General features: G+C 66.8%; 19 protein-coding genes. 9 read left to right on the top strand and 10 right to left on the bottom strand.

Annotated elements, in window-relative coordinates; all coding sequences use genetic code 11:
• Positions 1-55: 55 nt before the first annotated feature.
• The 5 genes from E9536_RS31010 to E9536_RS30990 form a co-directional block, all read right to left on the bottom strand.
• Positions 56-2,515, bottom strand: a complete 2,460-nt coding sequence (locus E9536_RS31010) for a GH92 family glycosyl hydrolase (protein WP_136471946.1) — start codon at positions 2,513-2,515, stop codon at positions 56-58.
• A 328-nt stretch (positions 2,516-2,843) separates the two neighbouring features.
• Positions 2,844-3,311, bottom strand: coding sequence for a cupin domain-containing protein (locus E9536_RS31005; protein WP_027789984.1), 468 nt, complete (start codon positions 3,309-3,311; stop codon positions 2,844-2,846).
• Positions 3,312-3,551: 240 nt separating this feature from the next.
• The gene (locus E9536_RS31000; protein ID WP_136471944.1) at positions 3,552-4,904 is read right to left on the bottom strand and encodes a pyridoxal-dependent decarboxylase; all 1,353 of its coding nucleotides are present in this window, start codon (positions 4,902-4,904) and stop codon (positions 3,552-3,554) included.
• Positions 4,905-4,929: 25 nt separating this feature from the next.
• The gene (locus E9536_RS30995) at positions 4,930-5,229 is read right to left on the bottom strand and encodes a metalloregulator ArsR/SmtB family transcription factor (RefSeq protein ID WP_021160594.1); all 300 of its coding nucleotides are present in this window, start codon (positions 5,227-5,229) and stop codon (positions 4,930-4,932) included.
• Between the two features lie 174 nt (positions 5,230-5,403).
• Positions 5,404-6,291: a LysR family transcriptional regulator gene (locus tag E9536_RS30990; protein WP_124533776.1), complete on the bottom strand. Its 888-nt coding sequence runs from the start codon at positions 6,289-6,291 to the stop codon at positions 5,404-5,406.
• Positions 6,292-6,423: 132 nt separating this feature from the next.
• Here E9536_RS30990 and E9536_RS30985 point away from each other — a divergent pair, with 132 nt between their 5' ends.
• Positions 6,424-7,461, top strand: a complete 1,038-nt coding sequence (locus E9536_RS30985; protein ID WP_124533774.1) for an aldo/keto reductase — start codon at positions 6,424-6,426, stop codon at positions 7,459-7,461.
• Positions 7,462-7,495: 34 nt separating this feature from the next.
• Here the strand turns inward: E9536_RS30985 and E9536_RS30980 are convergent, their stop codons facing one another.
• Positions 7,496-9,160, bottom strand: coding sequence for an ABC transporter ATP-binding protein (locus tag E9536_RS30980; RefSeq protein ID WP_136471942.1), 1,665 nt, complete (start codon positions 9,158-9,160; stop codon positions 7,496-7,498).
• 198 nt (positions 9,161-9,358) lie between these two features.
• Between E9536_RS30980 and E9536_RS30975 the strand changes: the two genes are divergently transcribed.
• The 3 genes from E9536_RS30975 (at position 9,359) to E9536_RS30965 (ending at position 11,349) form a co-directional block, all read left to right on the top strand.
• A complete protein-coding gene (locus tag E9536_RS30975) occupies positions 9,359-9,661 on the top strand; it encodes a metalloregulator ArsR/SmtB family transcription factor (RefSeq protein ID WP_048021417.1) in 303 nt (100 codons plus the stop codon).
• Positions 9,662-9,722: 61 nt separating this feature from the next.
• On the top strand, positions 9,723-10,718 hold the full coding sequence (locus tag E9536_RS30970) for a zinc-dependent alcohol dehydrogenase family protein (protein ID WP_059696161.1): 996 nt from the start codon (positions 9,723-9,725) through the stop codon (positions 10,716-10,718).
• Positions 10,719-10,872: 154 nt separating this feature from the next.
• Complete coding sequence (locus tag E9536_RS30965; protein WP_124533772.1) at positions 10,873-11,349, top strand: GNAT family N-acetyltransferase; 477 nt, start codon at positions 10,873-10,875, stop codon at positions 11,347-11,349.
• 186 nt (positions 11,350-11,535) lie between these two features.
• On the opposite strand, the gene E9536_RS30960 is transcribed toward E9536_RS30965, so the two are convergent.
• Positions 11,536-12,261 (bottom strand): class I SAM-dependent methyltransferase, encoded by a 726-nt coding sequence (locus E9536_RS30960; protein ID WP_059696165.1) that lies wholly within the window; start codon positions 12,259-12,261, stop codon positions 11,536-11,538.
• A 193-nt stretch (positions 12,262-12,454) separates the two neighbouring features.
• On the opposite strand from E9536_RS30960, the gene E9536_RS30955 reads away from it, so the two are divergent.
• The 5 genes from E9536_RS30955 (at position 12,455) to E9536_RS30935 (ending at position 17,030) form a co-directional block, all read left to right on the top strand.
• Positions 12,455-13,462, top strand: coding sequence for a hypothetical protein (locus E9536_RS30955; protein WP_124533770.1), 1,008 nt, complete (start codon positions 12,455-12,457; stop codon positions 13,460-13,462).
• Between the two features lie 257 nt (positions 13,463-13,719).
• Positions 13,720-14,307 carry a DUF4410 domain-containing protein gene (locus E9536_RS30950; RefSeq protein ID WP_059587098.1) on the top strand — a complete coding sequence of 196 codons (588 nt, stop codon included), beginning with the start codon at positions 13,720-13,722 and terminating at the stop codon, positions 14,305-14,307.
• A gap of 738 nt (positions 14,308-15,045) precedes the next feature.
• A complete protein-coding gene (locus E9536_RS30945) occupies positions 15,046-15,855 on the top strand; it encodes a TlpA disulfide reductase family protein (RefSeq protein ID WP_124533768.1) in 810 nt (269 codons plus the stop codon).
• A gap of 576 nt (positions 15,856-16,431) precedes the next feature.
• Positions 16,432-16,713: a SymE family type I addiction module toxin gene (locus E9536_RS30940; protein WP_240691015.1), complete on the top strand. Its 282-nt coding sequence runs from the start codon at positions 16,432-16,434 to the stop codon at positions 16,711-16,713.
• Positions 16,710-17,030 (top strand): helix-turn-helix transcriptional regulator, encoded by a 321-nt coding sequence (locus E9536_RS30935; protein WP_027789997.1) that lies wholly within the window; start codon positions 16,710-16,712, stop codon positions 17,028-17,030. The genes E9536_RS30940 and E9536_RS30935 overlap by 4 nt, the downstream gene beginning before the upstream one ends.
• Positions 17,031-17,110: 80 nt before the next feature.
• Here the strand turns inward: E9536_RS30935 and E9536_RS30930 are convergent, their stop codons facing one another.
• The 3 genes from E9536_RS30930 to E9536_RS30920 form a co-directional block, all read right to left on the bottom strand.
• Positions 17,111-17,515 (bottom strand): hypothetical protein, encoded by a 405-nt coding sequence (locus E9536_RS30930; protein WP_021160608.1) that lies wholly within the window; start codon positions 17,513-17,515, stop codon positions 17,111-17,113.
• A 260-nt stretch (positions 17,516-17,775) separates the two neighbouring features.
• Positions 17,776-19,368: a DHA2 family efflux MFS transporter permease subunit gene (locus E9536_RS30925; RefSeq protein WP_136471940.1), complete on the bottom strand. Its 1,593-nt coding sequence runs from the start codon at positions 19,366-19,368 to the stop codon at positions 17,776-17,778.
• Positions 19,365-20,483 (bottom strand): HlyD family secretion protein, encoded by a 1,119-nt coding sequence (locus tag E9536_RS30920; RefSeq protein WP_136471938.1) that lies wholly within the window; start codon positions 20,481-20,483, stop codon positions 19,365-19,367. Before E9536_RS30920 ends, E9536_RS30925 begins: the two co-directional genes overlap by 4 nt.
• Positions 20,484-20,525: the final 42 nt, after the last annotated feature.

Genomic DNA, 20,525 nt, shown 5'->3' with positions numbered 1-20,525 from the left:
CCCTCTCTCTGCGTCGATCCTGTCGGCAAGAACCGCTCGTTGATCTTCTCGACCGTTACGGCGCGCCGGCCGCCTGCGGGAACGACGGCATCGCGGATGCGTCGGTGCCCCACGTCGCCGTGCTCGCGTCGGCCGTCATCGAATACGACAGCTTTCCGCCCTTCGCGATGTGCTCGAACGGCAGCCACGCGGTCGGGTAAGGTGCGCCGTTCAGCTTCAGCGACTTCACGTAGAACGACGCGGCATCGCCCGAGCCCGCGCCCGGCGCGACGATGTGCAGCAGGCGGTAGCTGCCGTCCTGCTGCCCGACGCGCACGACGATCTTCTCGAACTGCGGGCTCGACAGCGCGACGCCGCTCACGCCCGGCACGACCGGGTAGAGACCGAGCGCGGCCCACACGTACCAGCCCGAGATCGCGCCGAGATCGTCGTTGCCGGGCAGCCCGGCCGCACCGGTGCCGAACTCGTTCGCGAGCGACGCGTGCAGCACGCGCTGCGTATGCGACGGCGCGCCCGCCCATGCATAGACCCACGGCACGGCCATCGTCACTTCGTTGCCGACGTAGAAATACGGCTGCACGGTGCCGATGTTCAGGTGCGTGAAGAACGTGTCGAGCCGCTTGACGACCGGTGCGGCGCCGCCGGCCTGCGCAATCACGCCGCCGAGATCGTGCGGCACGTACCACGTGTACTGCTCCGAGTTGCCTTCCATGAAGCCGGTGCCGTCGGTGACCCAGGCGCCCGCCGACGTCTTCGGCTGGATCGCGTTCCTGTCGAACAGGTTCTGCCAGTTGCCGCTCGACTTCAGCAGCGTGCCGGCCGCCGCCGTATCGCCGAGCGCCGTCGCGAAGCGCGACACCGCGAAGTCGCGCACCGCATATTCGAGCGTGTTCGACGCCGTCTGGTTGTCGCCCGGGCCCGACGACGGCACGTAGCCGAGCCGGTCGTAATCCGCGCGGCTGCCCATCACCGGCGTGCCGGCGCATGCGGCGCCCGGCGTCGTGCTGCGCTTCATGATCGACAGCGCGGCCTGCGTGTCGAAGTTCGTTGCGCCGAACGCATGCGCGTTCGCGACGATGATCGAGCCCGCATCGCCCGGCATCACGGCCGTCTCGGTATTGAAGTACGCCCAGCGCGGGAACGCGCCGCACGCTTTTGCATCGAGCACGAGCGACTGCACGATGTCGCTGGTCCGCACCGGATCGAGCAATGCCTGAAGCTGCATGAACGAGCGGTCGATGTCCCAGCCGGAGAAGTTCGCGTACATCGTGCGGCCTTGCTCGACCTGACGCGTCGGCGCGGCCGATGCGCCGTTCGACGCGTAGAAGTCCGGATACTGGCCGTTCACGTCGTTGAACACGTTCGGGTGCAGCGACGCGTGATACAGCGCGGTGTAGAACTTCGTCTTGTCGGCGTCGCTGCCGCCCGTGACCTGGATCGCGTTCAGGCGCGCGTTCCACGCGGCGCTCGCCGCGCTGCGTACCTTGTCGAAACGCCAGTTCCGGTTGCCCTGCGCATCGGTGCCCGGATTCTCGGCGAGCAGGTTCGCCTTCGCATTCGCTTCGCTGACGAACGAAATGCCGAGCTTCATCATCACGTCCGGGTGCTTGCGGTCGACATTGAACGTCAACGCCGCGGGGCTGTCGTTCGACAGCGCCGGCTTCACCGCGAACGGCTGGCTGAATTCCGCGTAGTAATAGACGGGCACCGCATGCCCGGCCCAGCAGAATCCGCCGCCCGCGATCGTGCCGGACAACGCGCGGTCGCCGACCTGGCTGATCGTGTCGCCCGTCGAGCCTTGCGCGCGGTTGTTCAGCACGGTCGGATCGATCGCGATCGTCGCCTGCTGGCCCTGCGCGAGTGCCGGATACGTGAAGCGCGCAAAGCCGGTGCGCAGCGTCGTCGTCAGTTCGGCCTTGATGCCGTTGCCGAGCGTGACGCCGTAATAGCCGGCCTGCGCGGTTTCGTTCGCGTGGCTGAAGCTGGCGGGGGTGCCGGCGTCGCCGGGCGCGAGCTGCGGCATCACGTTCAGGTAGCCGCCGTTCGCCCAGCAGCCGGTGCCGCTCAGGTGCAGGATGCTGAATGCGTTGATCGACGTGTCGCCGTACCAGTAGCCGCCGGAGAAGCCGGAGCCGTCGCCTTTGCGGCCGTCGTACTGGGCGGTGGGCGTCATCGGGCTCCACTGCATCATCCCGAACGGGACCGTCGGCCCCGGGAACGTGCCGCCGCCCAGACCCGAGCCGACCGGGTCGGCCGGCTGGTCGGTCGCGTAGTCGGTACCGATCAGCGGATTGACGTACTGAACGACGCGAATGTCGGCGTTCTTTTTCGATGCTGCGTTGCCGTCGTCGTTTCCATTGCCGTTGCCGCCGTTGCCGTCTTCGTTGCCTTGCGACTGCGCCGCGGCCGACAGATTCGAAGCGGCTGCCGACGGCGAATCGCCATCGCCCCCGCACGAAGCCAAGCCAACACAGAGCGCCAGCAGCGCCGCTCCCAACCCCCAGTTCCTCGACATCGCCTGTCTCCGTTTCGTTCTTGAATCAAGCTGCTGGTTCGAACTACTGAGCTTTAAATCAGGAATCTTTTCGTGACTTGTCGCGTACGCGGCCAATCGGTCGAAACTGCCGGACGCGTGTATTTATTTCCGTACCCGGATGCCCGAAAAAGACGCGCCGGCAGGTCGAAATGCCGGCACCCGGGAACGGACAATGCGCACAAGCGTGCCCAAATAAACGTGGTTTCTCTACCCCGTATTTTTACGAATTTTTATTTTGTTTATCTAAACAAAAGGCAATTGATTCTGTTTTTTATACGAAATTCGACATTGCGAATGCGATCGGCAATCAGGGCTGTTTCGGCAGCTCGACATAGTCTTCAAGCTCGCCGGCGATATAAAGCCGCTTGCCGATACGCGGGTATTCGCAGACATCGTGTTCGAGCCGCTGCCCGCCGACGAGCAGCTCCAGCGGCGCATCGCCGGTGTTCTGCACCGTATGCGCTTCACCGCCACGCGGAAAGCCGATGAAATCACCGGGCCCGATTTCACTCACGCGTTCGCCGATCGTGACCGAGCCCGTGCCGGACAGCACGTAGACGAATTCTTCTTCGTACAGGTGACGGTGATACTCGGCCGATTCGTGACCGGGCATCAGCGTGAGCAGGTGGATACCGAATTGCGTCAGGCCGGTCAGGTCGCTGAGTTGTCGTTTGAGCCGGACGGCATTGGGATTCAGCGAATGCACCGCGCGCGTCGGTTCCATCTTCGCGATATCGGCGGCCTTCAGCAGTTCCCGGGGAAAGGGAGTCGACATGGGGATCTCGCAAGCGTGAATGCATCGGTTGAACGCTGCGCCGGCGCGGCGCGCGCAGCGGCTATTGTCCGACATTTTCACGCTGGCAGCCGTGGCATCCGCACCGCCGTCGCACACGGCTCACACGCCTCCGTTCGTCGCGCGAGGGCGTCGATGCGAATGGTGCGTGCCGCGCTGCACGTCTTCGAATGCACGAAGGTTGCGCCCGCCACCGTGACGGGCGCGGACGCCGCAGGACGCTCAGCGCACGTGCACGCCGCGCAACGCCGTCAGCAACGCGACGAGCCGATCGATGTGCGCATCTTCCGTGCGCCACGACGACACGCTGATCCGGAACGCCGGCCGCCCCTGCCACACGGTCGCGCCGAACCACACGTCGCCCGATGCCTGTGCGGCTTCGAGGATCGCCGCGGTTTCGTCGTCGGTGCCGGCCCGCACGAGCACCTGGTTCAGCACGACGCGGTTCAGCACCTCGTAGCCGGCCGCACGCAGGCCGTCCGCAACCCGCGCCGCCTGCGCGCAATGCCGCTCGACCATCGTCGCCACGCCGGCGCGCCCGAGCGCACGCAACGCAGCCCACACGGGAACGCCGCGCGCGCGCCGCGAGAATTCGAGGTTCAGGTTCTTCTGCGCATCCTGTGCACCGCTCAGGTAGACGGCATCGCTGTTCATCGCGGTGGCGAGCGCCGCTGCGTCGCGGCAGATCACCATCGCGCCGTCGTACGGCGTGTTGAGCCACTTGTGGCCGTCGGTCGTCCAGCTGTCCGCGCCGTCGATGCCGTCCGTCAGCGCGCGCTTCGACGATGCGCGTGCCCACAGGCCGAACGCGCCGTCCACGTGCACCCATGCGCCGGCCGCCTTCGCGGGCGGAATCAGCGCCGCGAACGGATCGAATTCGCCGGTGTTCACTTCGCCGGCCTGCACGCAGAGGATCGTCATGTCGTCGAGCGGCGGCAACTGGGCAGGGTCGATGCGGCCGTGCACATCGACCGGCGCGACGACGATGCGCTTCATCCCGAAGCCGAGCACGCGCAGCGCCTTCTTCACCGTGATGTGCGCGAGCGCGGAAATCACGACCTTCACTTCGGGCGCGCCGATCAGCCCGTCCTCGTCGATATCCCAGCCCTTGCGCGCGAGCAGCGCGCGCCGCGCGGCCACCAGCGCGACGAGCGTGCAGGCTGTCGCGCTCGTACCGAACCCGACCGCGCTGCCTTCGGGCAACGCAAGCGCATCGACCACCCAGCGTGCGGCCTGGCGTTCGATCGTCGCCGCGACCGGCGAATTCGCGTACGACGACGCGCACTGGTCCCACGCGAGCATCAGTCGCTCGGCCGCGGCAGCAGCCGGGAGCGCCGCGCCGATCACGAAGCCGAAGTAGTTCGGACCGTTCGACGCGACCGTCGCGGGCGTGCCGTGCTCGTCGAGCAGGCGCAGCACGTCGTCGGCCGGGCGGCCCGCGTCGGGCAGCGGCTCGTCGAAGGCGGCGAGGCCGTCCAGCGCGGCCGCGTCGGGAAACGCGCGTCGCTCGCCGGTTGCGGCCAGATACGCGTGCGCGCGCCGGTCGGCGTCGGCCAGCAGTGCAAGTTCGTCCATGTCGGTTGCCTCGGGGGAAATGGAATCAGAGTTGCGAAAGATCTTGGCCGAGCTGCTGCAGCGCGCCGTCGATCCGCTTGTAGTACGTGAACTTGCCGACGCGGGTCGCCCGCACGAGCCCGGCATCCGCGAGGATGCGCATGTGGCGCGTGGTCGTGGCCGGCGCGATGCCGAGCTTCTCGGTGATGTACGTGCAGCACACGCCGAGCTCGTCGAAGTCGCCGTGCGGTTGCGGCGGGAAATGCTTGCGCGGCTGCTTGAGCCAGCGCATCACGGCCAGACGGCTTTCGTTGGCCAGGGCGCTGATGCGGGTAACGTCGTCCATGGGATGCGGTTTCGTTTGACGTTTCGAATATTAGCTAAATGACGAAGTGTGGGCAATCGGTTTGAAGGACGATTTCGGCTGGCGATGTGGTGTGCACGGGCGTTGCATCGACACGCGACGCAAAAGCAGCGGGGTCGCTGCTTAAACGTTTCGCGACAGCCCGTGTAATCTGCGTCACGCCGCAGTCAGTGCCTGCGCCAGCCGGTCGATCAGCGCGCGCACGCGCGTCGGCTGCGCGGCGCGGCCCGGATACACGATCTGCAAGTCGACGTCGCCCGGCGAGAAGTCGCGAAGGATCTCGACGAGCGCGCCGGACGTCAGATCCTGCTCGACGTCGACCAGCGACTTCAGCGCGACGCCATGCCCCGCGATGCACCACGCCCGCACGAGCGCGCCGTCGTTGGCCACGCGCCGGCCGCGTACCATCACGCGCTTCGGTTCGCCATCGATGCTGAACGGCCATTCGGCATACAGGTCCGGCCCGAAACGCATCACGAGGCAGTCGTGAGAAACGAGATCGTCCGGATGCGTTGGCGTGCCGTGCGCGGCGAGATACGCAGGCGACGCACATACCACGCGCCGCGCGCGGCCGAGCGAGCGGCTGCGCAGCGAACTGTCCGCGAGCGTGCCGCGGCGAATCGCGAAGTCGAGCCCCTGCCCGACGAGATCGACGTAACCGTCGCCGAGATGCAGGTCGACCGTCACGCCTGGATGCTCGGCCAGAAACGCATCGACAACGGGCACCACGCGCTCGCGACCGAGATCGGCCGGTGCGCTCAGCCGCACGGGCCCCGACAGCGTCTGCACGCCCAGCCGCACGCGGCTTTCGAGTTCATCGGCTTCGGCCAGCAGGCGCCGCGCGCCGTCGACGAGCGTGCGGCCCTCGTCGGTCAGGCTGATCGCGCGCGTCGTGCGCGTGAGCAGCGCCGCGCCGTAGTGACGCTCGAGCGCCGTCAGTCGCTCGGACACCGTGGCCGGCGACAGCCCGACCTCGCGGCCCGCCGCCGCCAGCCCGCCCTTCTCCACGATGCGCAGGAACAGCGCGAGATTGTCGAGCAGCATTGTTCGCTCCTTCCGAAGGATATTTTCGAAGCCTGCCCGATTATCCGAAATGTCCGCAAGCGATACAGTGCGGCAACGCTCGATGTCACGGCCGTCCACCCCAGCGCTTCGATCATCCACAGGAAACCCGCCATGGAATACCGCACCCTCGGCCGCTCCGGCCTCAAGGTTCCCGTCTTGAGCTTCGGCGCCGGCACATTCGGCGGCACCGGCCCGCTGTTCAGCGCATGGGGCAACACGGGCGTCGACGAAGCGCGCCGCCTGATCGACATCTGCCTCGAAGCCGGGGTGAACCTGTTCGACACGGCCGACGTGTATTCGGACGGTGAATCCGAGCGCGTGCTCGGCGCCGCGATCAAGGGACGTCGCGACCAGGTGCTGATCTCGACGAAGACGGGCCTGCCGACCGGCGACGGCCCGAACGACGCGGGCACGTCGCGCGCGCGACTGGTCCGTGCGGTCGACCACGCGCTGCGCCGCCTCGACACCGACTACATCGACCTGCTGCAACTTCATGCGTTCGACGCGGGCACGCCGGTCGAGGAAGTGATGTCGACGCTCGACGATCTCGTGCGCGCGGGCAAGCTGCGCTACATCGGCGTGTCGAACTTCGCGGGGTGGCAGATCATGAAGTCGCTGGCGGCGGCGGATCGGCACGGCTGGTCGCGTTACGTCGCGAACCAGGTCTACTACTCGCTCGTCGGCCGCGACTACGAGTGGGACCTGATGCCGCTCGGCGCCGACCAGGGCCTCGGCGCACTCGTGTGGAGCCCGCTCGGCTGGGGCCGGCTCACCGGCAAGATCCGGCGTAACGCACCGCTGCCCGAAGGCAGCCGCCTGCATGAAACGGCGAGCTACGGGCCGCCGGTCGACGAAACGCGCCTGTATGACGTGGTCGACTTGCTCGACGCGATCGCGGAGGAAACCGGCAAGACGGTGCCGCAGATCGCGCTGAACTGGCTGCTGCAACGGCCGACCGTGTCGTCGGTCATCATCGGCGCGCGCAACGAGGAACAGTTGCGCCAGAACCTCGGCGCGGCAGGCTGGGCGCTGACCGATGCGCAGGTCGCGAAGCTCGATGCGGCGAGTGCCGTCGAAGCGCCTTATCCGTACTTCCCGTATCGCCGGCAGGCGGCGTTCGCGCGGTTGAACCCGCCGCTGCGCGGGTAAGGGACGGTAGCGGCGACGCGGTTGCGTGCCTGTGTCAGGCCGGCACGCCTGCCCGGCCGAGCCGCACGACCTTGTCGGCCGCGCCGATGACCGAGCGCCGGTGGGTGATCGCGATCACCGTGACATCGCGGGCGAGCAGTCGCACGTGTTCCATGATGTCGCGCTCCGTCGCTTCATCCAGCGCGGAACTCGCCTCGTCGAGAAACAGTACGGTCGGGTTGCCGTACAGCGCCCGGGCGATCGCGATGCGCTGGCGCTCGCCGCCGGACAGCTTCAGCCCGCGCTCGCCCACCGTCGTGCGGAAGCCGTCCGGCAGGCCGTCGATGAACGTCAGGATCGTGGCCCTCGCAGCGGCTTCCCGCAAACGCCGAGCATCGTGCGGCCGGCCGAGCAGAATGTTGTCCTCCAGGCTTTCGTTCAGCAGCACTACGTCCTGCGGCACGACGGCGACCGCACCGTACCAGTCGGCGCGGTCGATGTCCGCGAGATCGACGCCGTCGACGAGAATGCGCCCGCCGGTCGGTTCGATCGACTTCAGCGCCAGCTTGAAGATCGTCGATTTCCCCGCCCCCGTTTCGCCGACGATGAACGTGACGGCCCCGCGCTCGGCGACGAAATCGACATCGGTCACGCCGCGCCCGTTGCCGTACGCGTAGCCGACATGATCGAACACCACGCGCCCTTCGCGCGGCACGAACGCCGATGCGTGCGACACCTGCCGCTCCTCGGGTGCCGTCCAGAGCGCCGCGAACGGCACGAGGGCCGCGCGGGAGCGCGCACTCTCGTCGATCGAGCGCGCGAGCATTTCGAACGGCAGGTTCAGTTGCAACAGCAACGTGTTGAACAGCACGATGTCGCCGATCGACAGCGCACCGGCTTCATGGCGCGGCAGCAGCAACCAGAACGTCACCGAGAACTGGACCGCGAGGCAGAGACCCAGCAGCGCGAGATAGCCGACGTGCTGCAGCACGTATGCGCGCCAGCTGTCGCGCTCGACGCGCGCTTTCTCGGAGAAACGTTCGCTCATCCACCGATGGCTGCCGAAATGCCGAAGCGTCTCCATCGCATTGATCGCGCCGCCGACGAAACGCGCATTCTCCTGCCCGGCCTCGATGGCGCGGTCGAGAAACGCGCGCGAGCGCCGCGCGGCAACGATCGCGATCGTCACTGCGACCGCGCCGTAGGCGGCCGTGATGGCTACGACCTCGAAATTGATCAGCGCGCCGAGCGTGGCGAGCGTCAGCACGATCTGAAGCGTGCCGGGGATCAGGTCCATCAGCGCGAGTTGCACGAGCACCGACAGCGCGCGGCTGCCGCGTTCGTTCGCACTCTGGATTTCAGCCGGATTGTGTTCGACGAAGAAGGCCGTGGTCTTCTTCAGGATGCGCTCGAAGAAGCGCGTGCCGGTGATGAATCCGAGATTCTTGGAACTCGTGAAGGACAGGTACTGCACCACGCGTTGCAGCGCGCTGGACAGGCCCAGCAACACCGCATAGAGCACAAAGCCCGGGATCAGCGCATGGAGCACGCCGCGATGCGACAGCGCGTCGATCAGGCGCGAGAACAGATAGGGCGCGGCGACGGCGCTCGCACTCGACAGCACGACGACCGCCGCGACCGTCAGCAGCATCCAGCGATCTGCCTTCCAGTAGGCTCGCAGCACCTCGACAATCGGATTCGGCGCGTGGTGTTCGTTCATGACGCGAAAAACCGGGGGCGACCCGGATGGCGACAGACGGCCGAAAAGTCTAACAGACCGAAAGCAAAGACACGGCGGCGTTCGGGCGGCACGACGGCAGCAACGCGGGGCCTTCGAAGACCGGTTAGCCGTGGACACTACCAAACGGCGAATGCCCCTCACATTGACATATCGGTAAATCTCGATATACTCCGCGCCATGGAATTGCTCGACATTTTCAAGGCCCTCTCGAACCGGACTCGTCTCGAGATCCTGCAAGGCTTGAAGGATCCCGTGAAAAATTTCCCTCCGCAGGACGAAGGGGACGTGCTCACGGTGGGCGTTTGCGTCAGCAGCATTCAGGAGGGTGTCGGGCTGTCGCAGTCGACGGTGTCCGATTATCTTGCCACGCTGCAACGCGCCGGCCTGGTCGAGGTCAGGCGCATCGGCCAGTGGACCTACTACAAGCGCAACGAAGCAGCCATCAGTGCGCTTGCCAAGGCCATTGGCAAAGAGCTGTAATTTTTTGCCGCATCATATCGATAATTCCCGATATCTCTTTTTATCGAAACAAGGAGTTCCAATGAAAGCGCTCATGCTCAAATCATTTGGCGGCCCGGAATCGTTCGAACTGCGTGACGTACCCAAGCCCGTGCCGCACGCGGGACAAGTTCTGGTCCGCGTCCATGCGACGTCCATCAACCCGCTGGACTATCAGGTCCGGCGTGGCGACTATCCCGACCTGGTGCCGCTGCCGGCCATTACCGGGCATGACGTCTCCGGCGTGGTCGAAGCAGTCGGGCCGGGTGTGACGGCCTTCTCTCCGGGAGACGAAGTCTGGTACACCCCGCAAATCTTCGACGGGCCGGGCAGTTATGCCGAGTACCACGTTGCCGCGGAAAACATCGTCGGGAAGAAGCCGCCGTCACTGAGCCATCTCGAAGCGGCAAGCCTGACCCTGGTCGGCGGGACGGCATGGGAAGCACTGGTCGTGCGCGCGGCGCTGCGCGTGGGCGAAAGCATTCTGGTACACGGTGGCGCGGGAGGTGTCGGCCATGTGGCGATCCAGCTCGCCAAAGCCATCGGCGCGAGGGTGTTCACGACCGTGCGCGCAGCCAACGTCGAATTCGCCCGAAGTCTGGGGGCCGATGAGGTCATCGACTACGAAAAGGACGATTACGTCGACGCCGTCATGCGGACCACGGGCGGCCGCGGAGTCGACGTCGTGTTCGACACCATCGGCGGCAACACCTTGTCGCGCAGCCCCGACGCGCTCGCACAGCTTGGCCGCGTCGTCACGATCGTGGACATCGCACAGCCGCAAAACGTCATTCAGGCCTGGGGCAAGAACGCGAGCTATCACTTCGTTTTCACGAGGCAAAACCGCGGCAAGCTGGACGAGTTGAGCGCGTTGGTTGCGCGCGGACAGCTGCGGCCACACGTCGGCGCCGTCTATTCCCTTGCCGATATTCCGCTCGCCCATGCCCGGCTGGAAAGTCCCCGCCACGGTGTTCGAGGAAAGATCGCGATCGCAGTCGAGCCGTCGACTCATCTCGACCGTGTTGCCGCGTCTTCATGAGCCTGTTGCGCGGATGCTCGACCGTTGGCCGTGGCACCATGAAATGTAGTCGTCATGGGCCTACCGATGGTGCCGCGAACACCCTATCGTAGAGACCTGCGACGCGCCGGCCAGATCGGAGGCGCGCGCCCTTCTCATCGAAAGGTCCGCCAACATGAACACCAACGAAACAGGACTGACCGTACGCGCGGTCACGGAAAACGACTACGACCAGTGGCTGCCGCTGTGGGACGGCTATAACCGCTTCTACGGCCGCTTCGACGATACGGCCCTGCCGCTGCGCATCACGCAGCTCACGTGGTCGCGCTTCTTCGACGGCTACGAGCCCGTCCATGCTTTCGTCGCGGAACGCGACGGCAAGCTCGTCGGGCTCGTGCATTTCCTGTATCACCGCAGCACGACGCACGCCGGGCCGGTCTGCTACCTGCAGGATCTGTTCACGCTCGACAGCGAGCGCGGCAAGGGCGTCGGCCGCGCGCTCATCGAAGCCGTGTACGACACCGCGCGTGCGCATCGCGCCGAACGCGTGTCCTGGCAAACACACGAATCGAACCACACGGCGATGCGGCTCTACGACACCATCGCGGAAAAACCGGGGGCCGTGCTCTACCGGAAGGAACTGTTGCGCTGAAACGGATGAAAACGGGGGTCGGAATGCTGGCCGTCTCACGTCGACAGGCCACAGTCGCCCAGGGGACACAAGATCCGTCATTCCATCGGATGCTGTATCCCCACGGCTACCAATTCAACGCGTCAATTTGTGGTCTCTTCCGTACAGGCGAACCCATCGTCGTCGCCCGACATTGACCGCCCGCGCTCACCCCACCGGCCGCGCCTTGATCCACAGAAACAGCGGCACGCGCGCCCACTGCTTCAGTTGATCCGTATCGGCGTGATCGGGCGGCGGCTCGCGCAGCGACACGATCGCGAACCCGGCCGCTTCCAGCGCGTCCATATACGCCTGCAGCGGCAGCGACCAGCCCGCGAAATGCATCGACAGCCCGTCGCGCGTTTCCACGCCGTCGAAGTGCTCGCGCCCGAAATAGCTGCCCTTCAGCACGAACGGCGCATCGGGTTGCGGCCCCGCGAAGCCGCCGCGATCGCGAAACGGATGCACGAGCGAGATGAACAGCAGCCCGCCCGGCTTCAGCACGCGGCGCGCCTCGTTCAACGCGCGCTGCATGTCGTCGAGATCCATCAGCACGTTGTATGCCATCACGAGATCGAAGCTGGCCGCGTCGAACGGCAGCGACGCCGCGTCGGCCAGCTCGTAGCGATGCGCGGAATCCGCATGACGGGCGGCGTCGAGCATCGCGGGCACCACGTCGGTCGCGGTCACGTCGTAGCCGAGCGCCTTCAGTTCGCGGCTCACGCGGCCTTCGCCGCAGCCGATCTCCAGTGCGCGGCCGGTGTCGCGGCCGATATAGGCCGCGAGCCCCGCGCGGTATTTCCAGAACGCATCGTGCCCGGGCTTGCCGGCCCAGCCGATCCATTGGTCGGCGACCTGTGTCCAGTGTTCGGTGATGGCTTTCGTGTCGGTCATGCGCGCTCCCGCCCGGTGTGCGTCGTTGGCTCAGGATGCGCATGGTAAGCCGATGCGGCGGAACGCGCGACCAGGCTGTGCCGCGCGGCCGGTTTCCGTTTCCGGCGGCGACGTTCTACAGTGACATAAAACAATCCGCGCCGCCGCGCGTCGCCCCCGCCCGGCAATGCGCACCCGATTCCGAGGACATCCCATGCCGAGCATCCTGGCCGCGCCCGCCAATCTCCCCCCGAGCCCCGTCGCGGCGGAAACGCGCATGGTGCACGACGTCGCGACGCTGAAGCCGTCCGACTACCGTTCGGCGGACGGCGTGTCGTGGGTCATCTCCACCATCACGCCGGCCGCGGACAGCGGATCGAACGTGACCGGCACGACGTACTTCGACACCGCGAAAGGCCGGACCGTCCCGGTGCCCGACGCGCGGCGTCGATACGCGAATCGCGGCACGTGGCAGGTCGTCGCGAGCTCGAGCCCTTCCGTGCCCGCCACCGGCCGCTACGACTGGCTGACGCTCGCCTGGCTGCCGATCAACCGGCGGCCGCTGCCGCAAACGCCCGAACACCTGTATTCGCCGTTCATTCGCGGCGGCACGATCGTGTATCGATGGCATCCGGCGGCGGAAGGCGGCGAGCAGTTCGGCAACGTGCGGATGATCTTTCCGGAATGGACGCAGCAGGTGGCCGATGCGTTGCGGTCTGCGCCGGCAGCGATGCCGGACGGCGCCAGCACGTCGGCCGCACCGTCGGCGCTCGATCGCCTGACAGCGGACACGAACCCGATGACCGCCGTGCTCGACTTCGGCGACGCACTGCGCGACGAGCCGGTCGAGCGAATCGTCGCGCGGCTGCCGGCGCTGCTGCGCGTGAAGGACCTGCACGAACTGTCGGCGATCGTGTTCCTGTGCCTGTCCGGATCGCGCGCCGAAGACCGGCCGCGCCTCGCCGAAGCGATCAACGGATCGATCGCGTCGACCGACGACAGCGCACGCCTGCTCGCGATTGCATATGGCGCGTTCGCGGCCGGCCGGGCACGGCCCCATCCGTTCAACGATGCAGGGCAGGCCGCGCGTATCAACGACGTGTTCGGCGCGTTGAAGCGGCGGACCACGGCGCTCGACGTGCCGGTCGCGGAAGGGTCGCCGTGGTACGAGTTCTTCACGGCATATCGGCTCGGCGCGGCGGCGCCGGGTAACAACCCGTGACGACAGGCACATAGCCGGTGCTGCCACGGCGGAAGCCGGCCTCCCGCTTGCGCGTGGACCCCATCGCTCCGGTGAGCCGCGCACCGTCATCGCCCGTCACGTGAGCGGCGCAGGTTTGCATCGGCACCGAAGGCGCGACGAATCCGGATCAAATGGCATGTTCGATCTATTCGACCATTTGAACCGGATCGCCCTGTGCTAGATTCCCGCCCGGCCATAGAGCCATCTCAAATAACCCGAACTAAAAAGACCAAATCATGAAATCTGTATTCCGTCATGCCGCTCTGGCATTGGTGACGATCGGCTTCCTGTCGGGCTGCGCCAGCAGCGTGACACGTGATGCCAGCGATCCGGCGGGGGCCGCCGTGACCGCATCGACGATGAAATTCGGCACGAAACCCGTGGTCGTGAAGGTCACGCTCGACAATACCGCGCAGGAAGCGTTGAAAGACAACCTGAAGTTCGACGCGAAGAAGCTACAGGAAAAAATCGAAAGCGCACTGGACGCACGCAAGCTGCTGGCAAAAGCGGATTCGACCGATGCAATGCACCTGAACGTCGAAGTCAACGGCATTCGCGTGCGCTCGAGCTTCTCGGCCGTCATGTTCGGCTTCATGGCGGGCAACGATCACGTCGACGGCACCGTGACGCTGCTCGACGCCGACAATCATCAGATCGACCGCTTCAAGGTATCGGCTTCGTACGCGCTCGGCGGCATCGCCGGCGGCATGGACGATACGCGCATGAGCTGGCTGTACGAGAAGTTCACCGAGCAGACGCTGACGACGCTCGAACCGGCGGCCGGCGCGCAACAGGCGAACGCCACGCAGACGAAGACGCAGTAATGCCCGACGCCCGGCCGGCCGCGGATGCGCGGCCCGCCGGGCGGCAGCGGTCGCGCTCATCCGCCGGCGACGATGCGGATGTCGCACGCAACGATCGTCGTCGACCGCGGCCTTTCAGCCTGCTCGCCAGTCACCGGGCATACCCCGTCTCTCACCGCGCGCGGCATTACTGAATCGCCGAACTCCTCAATACGGTCGCAAGCCTCGCTTGCACAAATGCTCAGCCATCAGTCGGCCGATCAGCAACGACGGTTCATATGTGTTGCCTTCATCGGAACCCGGTGCCTGCCACCAACCTGGCGCCACGCCGTGCGCGAGTGACTGCCCGGTGCCCGTATCCGGCGACGATCCCGTTCCATCGAATCAGCCGGCATGAATCGGATCGCGGCCGAGCCCATCCACCGCCACAACGCCTTCACGATTGCATGTGAAACGACGGGAATGCAGCCGCTCGGGGGAACCGACCGTCAGGCAGAGATCCCTTTCGAGACACCGGCGGACACCACGCCGGATCGGCGACCGCATTGTCGACGAGCGATTCGCAACCGATCATCAGACCAGCCTGAACGACCGCGCACCGACCGAACAATGACGGCATCCCGAATATGCGCACGCCGCGCCGGGAACCCGCACACATCGGGCCATGTCGAATCGCATCACGACCGTTGACCGCATCGCGCTCATCGGCCGATCATCGTCCTCCTGCCCCCGCTCGATCAAGTCGCCCCTTTCCTGCTCATGTTAAGCATCGGTCCCTTCTCGATCCGCGTCGTCGCGGTGGCCGTCGCCGCGCTGCTCGCGTGGCTCGTCGCCCGTTTCATCCAGTGCCGCCCGCCGGACGGCCAGCACAAGACCGCATCGAGCCTGATCCTCGATACCTTGCTGCTCGGGCTGATCGCCGCGCGCATCGGCTACGTCGCGCAGTGGTGGCACGAGTACGCCTCCGCACCGCGCTCGATCGTCGCGCTCGGCGACGGCGGTTTCGACTGGCGCATCGGCCTCGCGGCCGGGATCGTGTTCGCGGGCTGGCGCCTGCGCCGCCTGCCCGCGCTGCGTCGCCCGGTGATGGCCGGCATGCTCGCGGGCCTCGCCGCGTGGGGCATCGCGCAGGGCACGCTCGCAACGTTGCAGCACGGCGCGCCGCCGCTTGCCGCGTTGCGGCTCGAAGCGCTCGACGCCACGCCGGTGCCTGCGCAACGCTTCGCGGGCAAGCCGGTCGTCGTGAACCTGTGGGCCACGTGGTGCCCGCCGTGTCAGCGCGAAATGCCGATCCTCGCGCAAGCGCAGCAGGATCATCCGGGGATGACGGTGCTGATGGTCAACCAGGGCGAAGATGCGCAAGCGGTGCGCGCGTTCCTCGAACAGAAAGGGCTGCGGTTCGATCACGTGCTGCTCGATCGCACGCTGCACGCGATGCAGGCCTACGGTTCGCGCGGGCTGCCGACGACGCTCTTCTTCGACGCGAACGGCAATCTCGTCGAATCGCACATGGGCGAGATCACCGCCGCGCGGCTGAAGGACACCGTGGCGGACCGCTTCGGCCAGTAACGCGCGTCGGCCGAAAGGCCGCGGCATCGCTGCGTCACATCCGCGCCCCGACCGCGGCGAGCGCGCGCCGGCAGATGGACGCGCTGCACGCATGATGCGCGGCCGCCGTTGCGGAAAGCACGGCGGCGTTCCCGCGCAAGTTCGGGCGGCCCCGCACGACGCCCATGACATCCTCGTGCGACGTGTGGCGGGCGAATCGGAGCATTCGACCGACACGCTTTCTGACATATCGTCAATAAAGTGACGACGCGGCCCGCCGGCGCAATCGCCGGGGAATCGTTTCGCAGCAAGCCTGCAAGACATCGGGGCGTCCGTCAGTGCAGACGAAGACGCTCCGGACCGACACCTGATGCCGGCCGATCTCGGCTAGAGTGATTGCACGTTTTCGCCTGGAATGCCATTTCATTTCGCCATGCCAACCATGTGACGGGATGCCGATCGAAATCCACTGCGTAAACGAGCGCGGCCCGCGCGTGCACTACCACGCGCGGGCCGCTGACCACAACCCACTCAGTACAGGAGTCAGTCATGGCTGACGGGAATCATAACGCACCGATTCGCTTTCACGATTGTTCCATGCCCGCTCGCACGTCTTTTCAGACTCGCCGCATCGTTCCACATCTCAGGCTCGCCGACACGGCACCGCCGGCCCTCCATCTGTGGATGAAGCTGTCCGGCCGCTGGATCGACGCAGCGGGTTTCGAACCCGGGCAGCGCTTGCGGATCGAGGTGATGCACAAGCGGCTGGTGGTCACGCCGATCGAAGAAGCGCCCGGCGACGATATCGGCCAGGATGCCGATCGCTCGACAGGCCAGCCGCGGCCGGCGTTCTCGGTAATCACGGGAGGCGCGCAATGAATCGCAACGACTCGCGACAACGTGCCGGCACCTTGCCGGCCGACTTCGGCCTCGATGACGCGGGCGCACTGTCGGCCAAATCCGCACTCGTCCTGAAGATCAACGCACTGACCGTCTCGCGCGGCCTGAGCGAAGACGAGGCTGCGGCGCTCGCGGAGATGGCCCGGCCGGTCGTCACGCCCGAGCAACGCGAAAGACTCCGGAACGTCTCGCTGGAACTGCTGATGCAGACGCTGGCGTCGCTGGGCCAGCAGGTGGAAATCGTGGTGCGGCCTGCGGGACCGCCGCATTCGGCAGGCATCACGGTTTCAGTCTGACAGTCGGCAAAAGGAACGAAGGGGGCGTAGCGGCCGCGCCCCGGCCGCTACGCGTTCCGACGATGCGCCGGACCTGACGGTCAGGGGCGCGACAACACCATCACACGACCCGACACGCGCTGCAGCTTCAGCCAGCCCGTGTCGGCCGTAAATTGAAGCTGCTGCAGCGGAAAATCGAACTCCGCGCGCTGCGCGGCGCTGATCACCGCATCGGCGATCCAGCGGATCAGTTCCTTGCCTTCGTCGGTCGTCTGGTGGCCGTTCTGGACACCATAGAAATAGCGGTTCCCGGCGTTGACCTCGTTCTGAACCTGCATCCAGTGCCCCGGCAGGCCCCGCTGCGTCCTGAACAGGTCAGCCACCCGCTGCGTCGTCAGTCCGCGCGCCCACAATGCGCCGTTCACGGCGGGGCGCGCCAGGTTGTGGCGATCGGCTTCCTGGGCTTGCTCCTTGATGTCGCCTTTCAGGGAATCGGGTTTCGTCATGACGCTTTCCTCGCGATGGGCCCGACAAAGGGCCGGTTGAATGGACAAGGACCACGGAGAGGAGGGGCCTGAAGCGCGGATCTGCGCGACCCTGTCGTCCGTGGCCACCACGAACGACAGGCCGGCGACATGCGCCGGCCTGGCTCACGATATCGGCCGCAGGCCGGTCGTCCCGCCTGCGCCGGGTGAACGATACGCCCATTGCAGGAATTCTTCGCCTGTCAGGTATGTCAGGCTTCGATATCGGGCGTCCGTCCCCATCACGCTGTCCTTTTCCCCTTCAACAGGAGCGCCGCCGCCGTACATCCCGCCATCGCAACACCCGCGATCAGGAACGTGTCGCTGTACGCCATCAACAGCGCCTCACGCATCACGCGCTGGTTCACGAGCGCGAGCGCCAGCTCGTGCACGCCGCCGGTCGCCGAACCCGGCAACGCATCGGCACGCGGCACATGCACGCGCGACAGCAGCCGCACCAGCATCGCCATGCGTTCCTGAAACGCTTCCGAGAACGGCGTCACGGCCTCGCCGATCCGCATCGCATGCAGCTTCTGCCGCTCGACGACGATCTGGCTCGCCACCGCGATGCCGATCGCACCGCCGACGTTGCGCACCATGTTGAACACGCCGGACGCCGAACCGAGCTGCGCCTTCTCGATCCCGTCGACGGCCATCACCGACAGCGCGATCACGACGAGCGACTGCCCGATCCCGCGCACGACGAGCGACGGCACGATCACGTTCGACGCGGCGTCGGCGGTCAGGTGGATGTTCATCAGGCAGCCGGCCGCGACGAGCGCGAAGCCGAGCACGATCGTCGCGCGCGGGCTCGTGCGGCGCATCAGCGGCGGCGTCAGGAACGACATCACGAACTGCACGAGCCCGTACGGGATCATCGCGAGGCCGATGTCGCGCGCGCTGTAGCCGTGCAGCTCGGCGAAGTAGTTCGGCACGAGGAACACGACGCCGAACACCACCGCGCCGAACAGGAACTGCATCAGGCTCGCGATCCCGAAGTTGTAGCGGCCGAGCAGCCGCAGGTTGATGAACGGCGCCTCGCGCCGCAGCTCGATCGCGACGAACGCGACGAGCCCCGCCACCGCGACGATCGACAGCTCGACGATCAGGTCGGACGCGAACCAGTCCTTGCGCCCGCCCTCCTCCAGCACGATCTGCAGCGCGCTCAAGCCGATCGCCATCGTCGCGATCCCGAACCAGTCGGCCTGCCGCAGCTTCGCCAACTGCACGGGCACCGGGCGGATCGCCCACGCGATCGCCGCGATCAGCGCGATCGCGGGCGGAATCTGCAGATAGAAGATCCAGCGCCACGAATACATGTCGGTGAGCCAGCCGCCGAGCGACGGCCCGGCCGCCTGCGCGACATTGTTCGCGACCGCGAACAGCGCCATCCCGAGCGGATGCTTCGACGGTGGCAGCTCGGTGACGATCAGCTGGAACGACAGCGGAATCAGCACGCCGCCGAACGCGCCCTGCGGCGCGCGCGCGACGATCATCGTCGAAATGGTCGGCGCGACCGAGCACGCGATCGAGAACGCGAGGAACCCCGTTGCGCCGACGAGCAGCACGCGGCGCGCGGAGAACACCTGCACGAGCCAGCCGGTGAGCGGAATCACGACGATCTCGGCAACGAGGTACGCGGTCGAGATCCACGAGCCTTCCTCGAAGCTCGCGCCCAACGACCCGCGAATGTCGGGCAGCGACGCGTTCGTCACGTGCACGTTCATCCCCGCCATGAAGCAGCCGAACACGCCGCCGAGCACCGCGACCCACGCGCGCAGCGAAACGGTTTCGTCGTGCGCGGCCTGCGCGGCCCGCGATGCCGCGGCCGTCACGATCCGGCTCCCGGTGTGCCGCGCGTATCGACGCGCGCGATCACCGACATGCCGGGCCTCAGCACGAGGCCCGGCGGCGGCGCATCGAGGCGGATCTTCACGGGTACGCGCTGCACGATCTTCGTGAAGTTGCCGGTCGCGTTGTCGGGCGGGAGCAGCGCGAATTCGGCGCCCGAGCCCGGGGCGAGCCCGAGCACGCGGCCGTGCAGCGTGCGGCCCGAGTAGGTATCGACGTCGATCTCGACCGGCTGCCCGTCGCGCATCGCGCCGAGCTGCGTCTCCTTGAAGTTCGCGACGACGTACACGTCGCGCAGCGGCACGACCGCGAGCAACGGCATCCCGACCTCGACATACTGGCCCGCGCGTACCGCCCGCTGGCCGATCGTGCCGTCGCGTGTCGCGCGGATCACCGTGTGCTCGAGATCGAGTTGCGCCAGCGCGAGCTTCGCGCGCGACGCCGCGAGCCGCGCACGCGCCTGCTCGATCGCGGCCGTGCTTTGCGCACGGCGCCGGCGCAACACCGTCTGCTGGTCGTCCTGCGCGCGCACGGCCGCGCCGGCGCGCGCCAGTTCCGCGCGCGCCTTCAGCGCATCGGCGTGCGCCTGTTCCCAGCGCTGCCCGCTGGCGGCCGATTCGGCGAGCAACTGTTTGTAGCGCGCCGCATCCGCGTCGCGTCGGGTCGCCTCGGCACGCGCGGCGGCCGCGTCGGCCTGCGCCTGCTCGATCACGCTGCGCTGCTGGCCGACCTGCGCGTCGAGCGTCGCGGCCGCGGCTTCCTCGGCCTGCAACGTCGCATCGGCGGCGGCAACGGCCGCCTGCGCGTCGTCGAGCTTCGCGCGATAGTCGCGATCGTCGAGCGTGACGAGCACGTCGCCGCGCTTCACGGGCTGGTTGTCGTCGACGGCCACGCTTGCGACATAACCGGCCACCCGCGGGCTGACGGTCACGATGTCGGCGCGCACGTAGGCATCGTCGGTGTGCTCGATGAAGCGGCCGACCGTCCACCAGCGCCAGCCGAACCCGGCCAGCACGATGACGGTGATGAAGGCGCCGGCGGCGATCCAGTGGCGCCGCGCGAAACGGGCGGATTTCTCGGGTACGGCTGTGGTGCTCATGATCGGAATCGGAAGGGTTGAGTGCGTGCGGATTCACGAACG

The organism is Burkholderia sp. LS-044 (assembly GCF_004803625.1).
GTDB classification, from domain to species: domain Bacteria; phylum Pseudomonadota; class Gammaproteobacteria; order Burkholderiales; family Burkholderiaceae; genus Burkholderia; species Burkholderia cepacia.
Note: the sequence above shows the minus strand (reverse complement) of the source record. Positions and strands in the feature narration are given on the sequence as shown.

Excerpts from the sequence above, each read along its gene's own strand:
- E9536_RS31010 (WP_136471946.1), bottom strand. The coding sequence starts at position 2,515 with ATGTCGAGGAACTGGGGGTTGGGAGCGGCGCTGCTGGCGCTCTGTGTT.
- E9536_RS31005 (WP_027789984.1), bottom strand. The coding sequence starts at position 3,311 with ATGTCGACTCCCTTTCCCCGGGAACTGCTGAAGGCCGCCGATATCGCG.
- E9536_RS31000 (WP_136471944.1), bottom strand. The coding sequence starts at position 4,904 with ATGGACGAACTTGCACTGCTGGCCGACGCCGACCGGCGCGCGCACGCG.
- E9536_RS30995 (WP_021160594.1), bottom strand. The coding sequence starts at position 5,229 with ATGGACGACGTTACCCGCATCAGCGCCCTGGCCAACGAAAGCCGTCTG.
- E9536_RS30990 (WP_124533776.1), bottom strand. The coding sequence starts at position 6,291 with ATGCTGCTCGACAATCTCGCGCTGTTCCTGCGCATCGTGGAGAAGGGC.
- E9536_RS30985 (WP_124533774.1), top strand. The coding sequence starts at position 6,424 with ATGGAATACCGCACCCTCGGCCGCTCCGGCCTCAAGGTTCCCGTCTTG.
- E9536_RS30980 (WP_136471942.1), bottom strand. The coding sequence starts at position 9,160 with ATGAACGAACACCACGCGCCGAATCCGATTGTCGAGGTGCTGCGAGCC.
- E9536_RS30975 (WP_048021417.1), top strand. The coding sequence starts at position 9,359 with ATGGAATTGCTCGACATTTTCAAGGCCCTCTCGAACCGGACTCGTCTC.
- E9536_RS30970 (WP_059696161.1), top strand. The coding sequence starts at position 9,723 with ATGAAAGCGCTCATGCTCAAATCATTTGGCGGCCCGGAATCGTTCGAA.
- E9536_RS30965 (WP_124533772.1), top strand. The coding sequence starts at position 10,873 with ATGAACACCAACGAAACAGGACTGACCGTACGCGCGGTCACGGAAAAC.
- E9536_RS30960 (WP_059696165.1), bottom strand. The coding sequence starts at position 12,261 with ATGACCGACACGAAAGCCATCACCGAACACTGGACACAGGTCGCCGAC.
- E9536_RS30955 (WP_124533770.1), top strand. The coding sequence starts at position 12,455 with ATGCCGAGCATCCTGGCCGCGCCCGCCAATCTCCCCCCGAGCCCCGTC.
- E9536_RS30950 (WP_059587098.1), top strand. The coding sequence starts at position 13,720 with ATGAAATCTGTATTCCGTCATGCCGCTCTGGCATTGGTGACGATCGGC.
- E9536_RS30945 (WP_124533768.1), top strand. The coding sequence starts at position 15,046 with ATGTTAAGCATCGGTCCCTTCTCGATCCGCGTCGTCGCGGTGGCCGTC.
- E9536_RS30940 (WP_240691015.1), top strand. The coding sequence starts at position 16,432 with ATGCCCGCTCGCACGTCTTTTCAGACTCGCCGCATCGTTCCACATCTC.
- E9536_RS30935 (WP_027789997.1), top strand. The coding sequence starts at position 16,710 with ATGAATCGCAACGACTCGCGACAACGTGCCGGCACCTTGCCGGCCGAC.
- E9536_RS30930 (WP_021160608.1), bottom strand. The coding sequence starts at position 17,515 with ATGACGAAACCCGATTCCCTGAAAGGCGACATCAAGGAGCAAGCCCAG.
- E9536_RS30920 (WP_136471938.1), bottom strand. The coding sequence starts at position 20,483 with ATGAGCACCACAGCCGTACCCGAGAAATCCGCCCGTTTCGCGCGGCGC.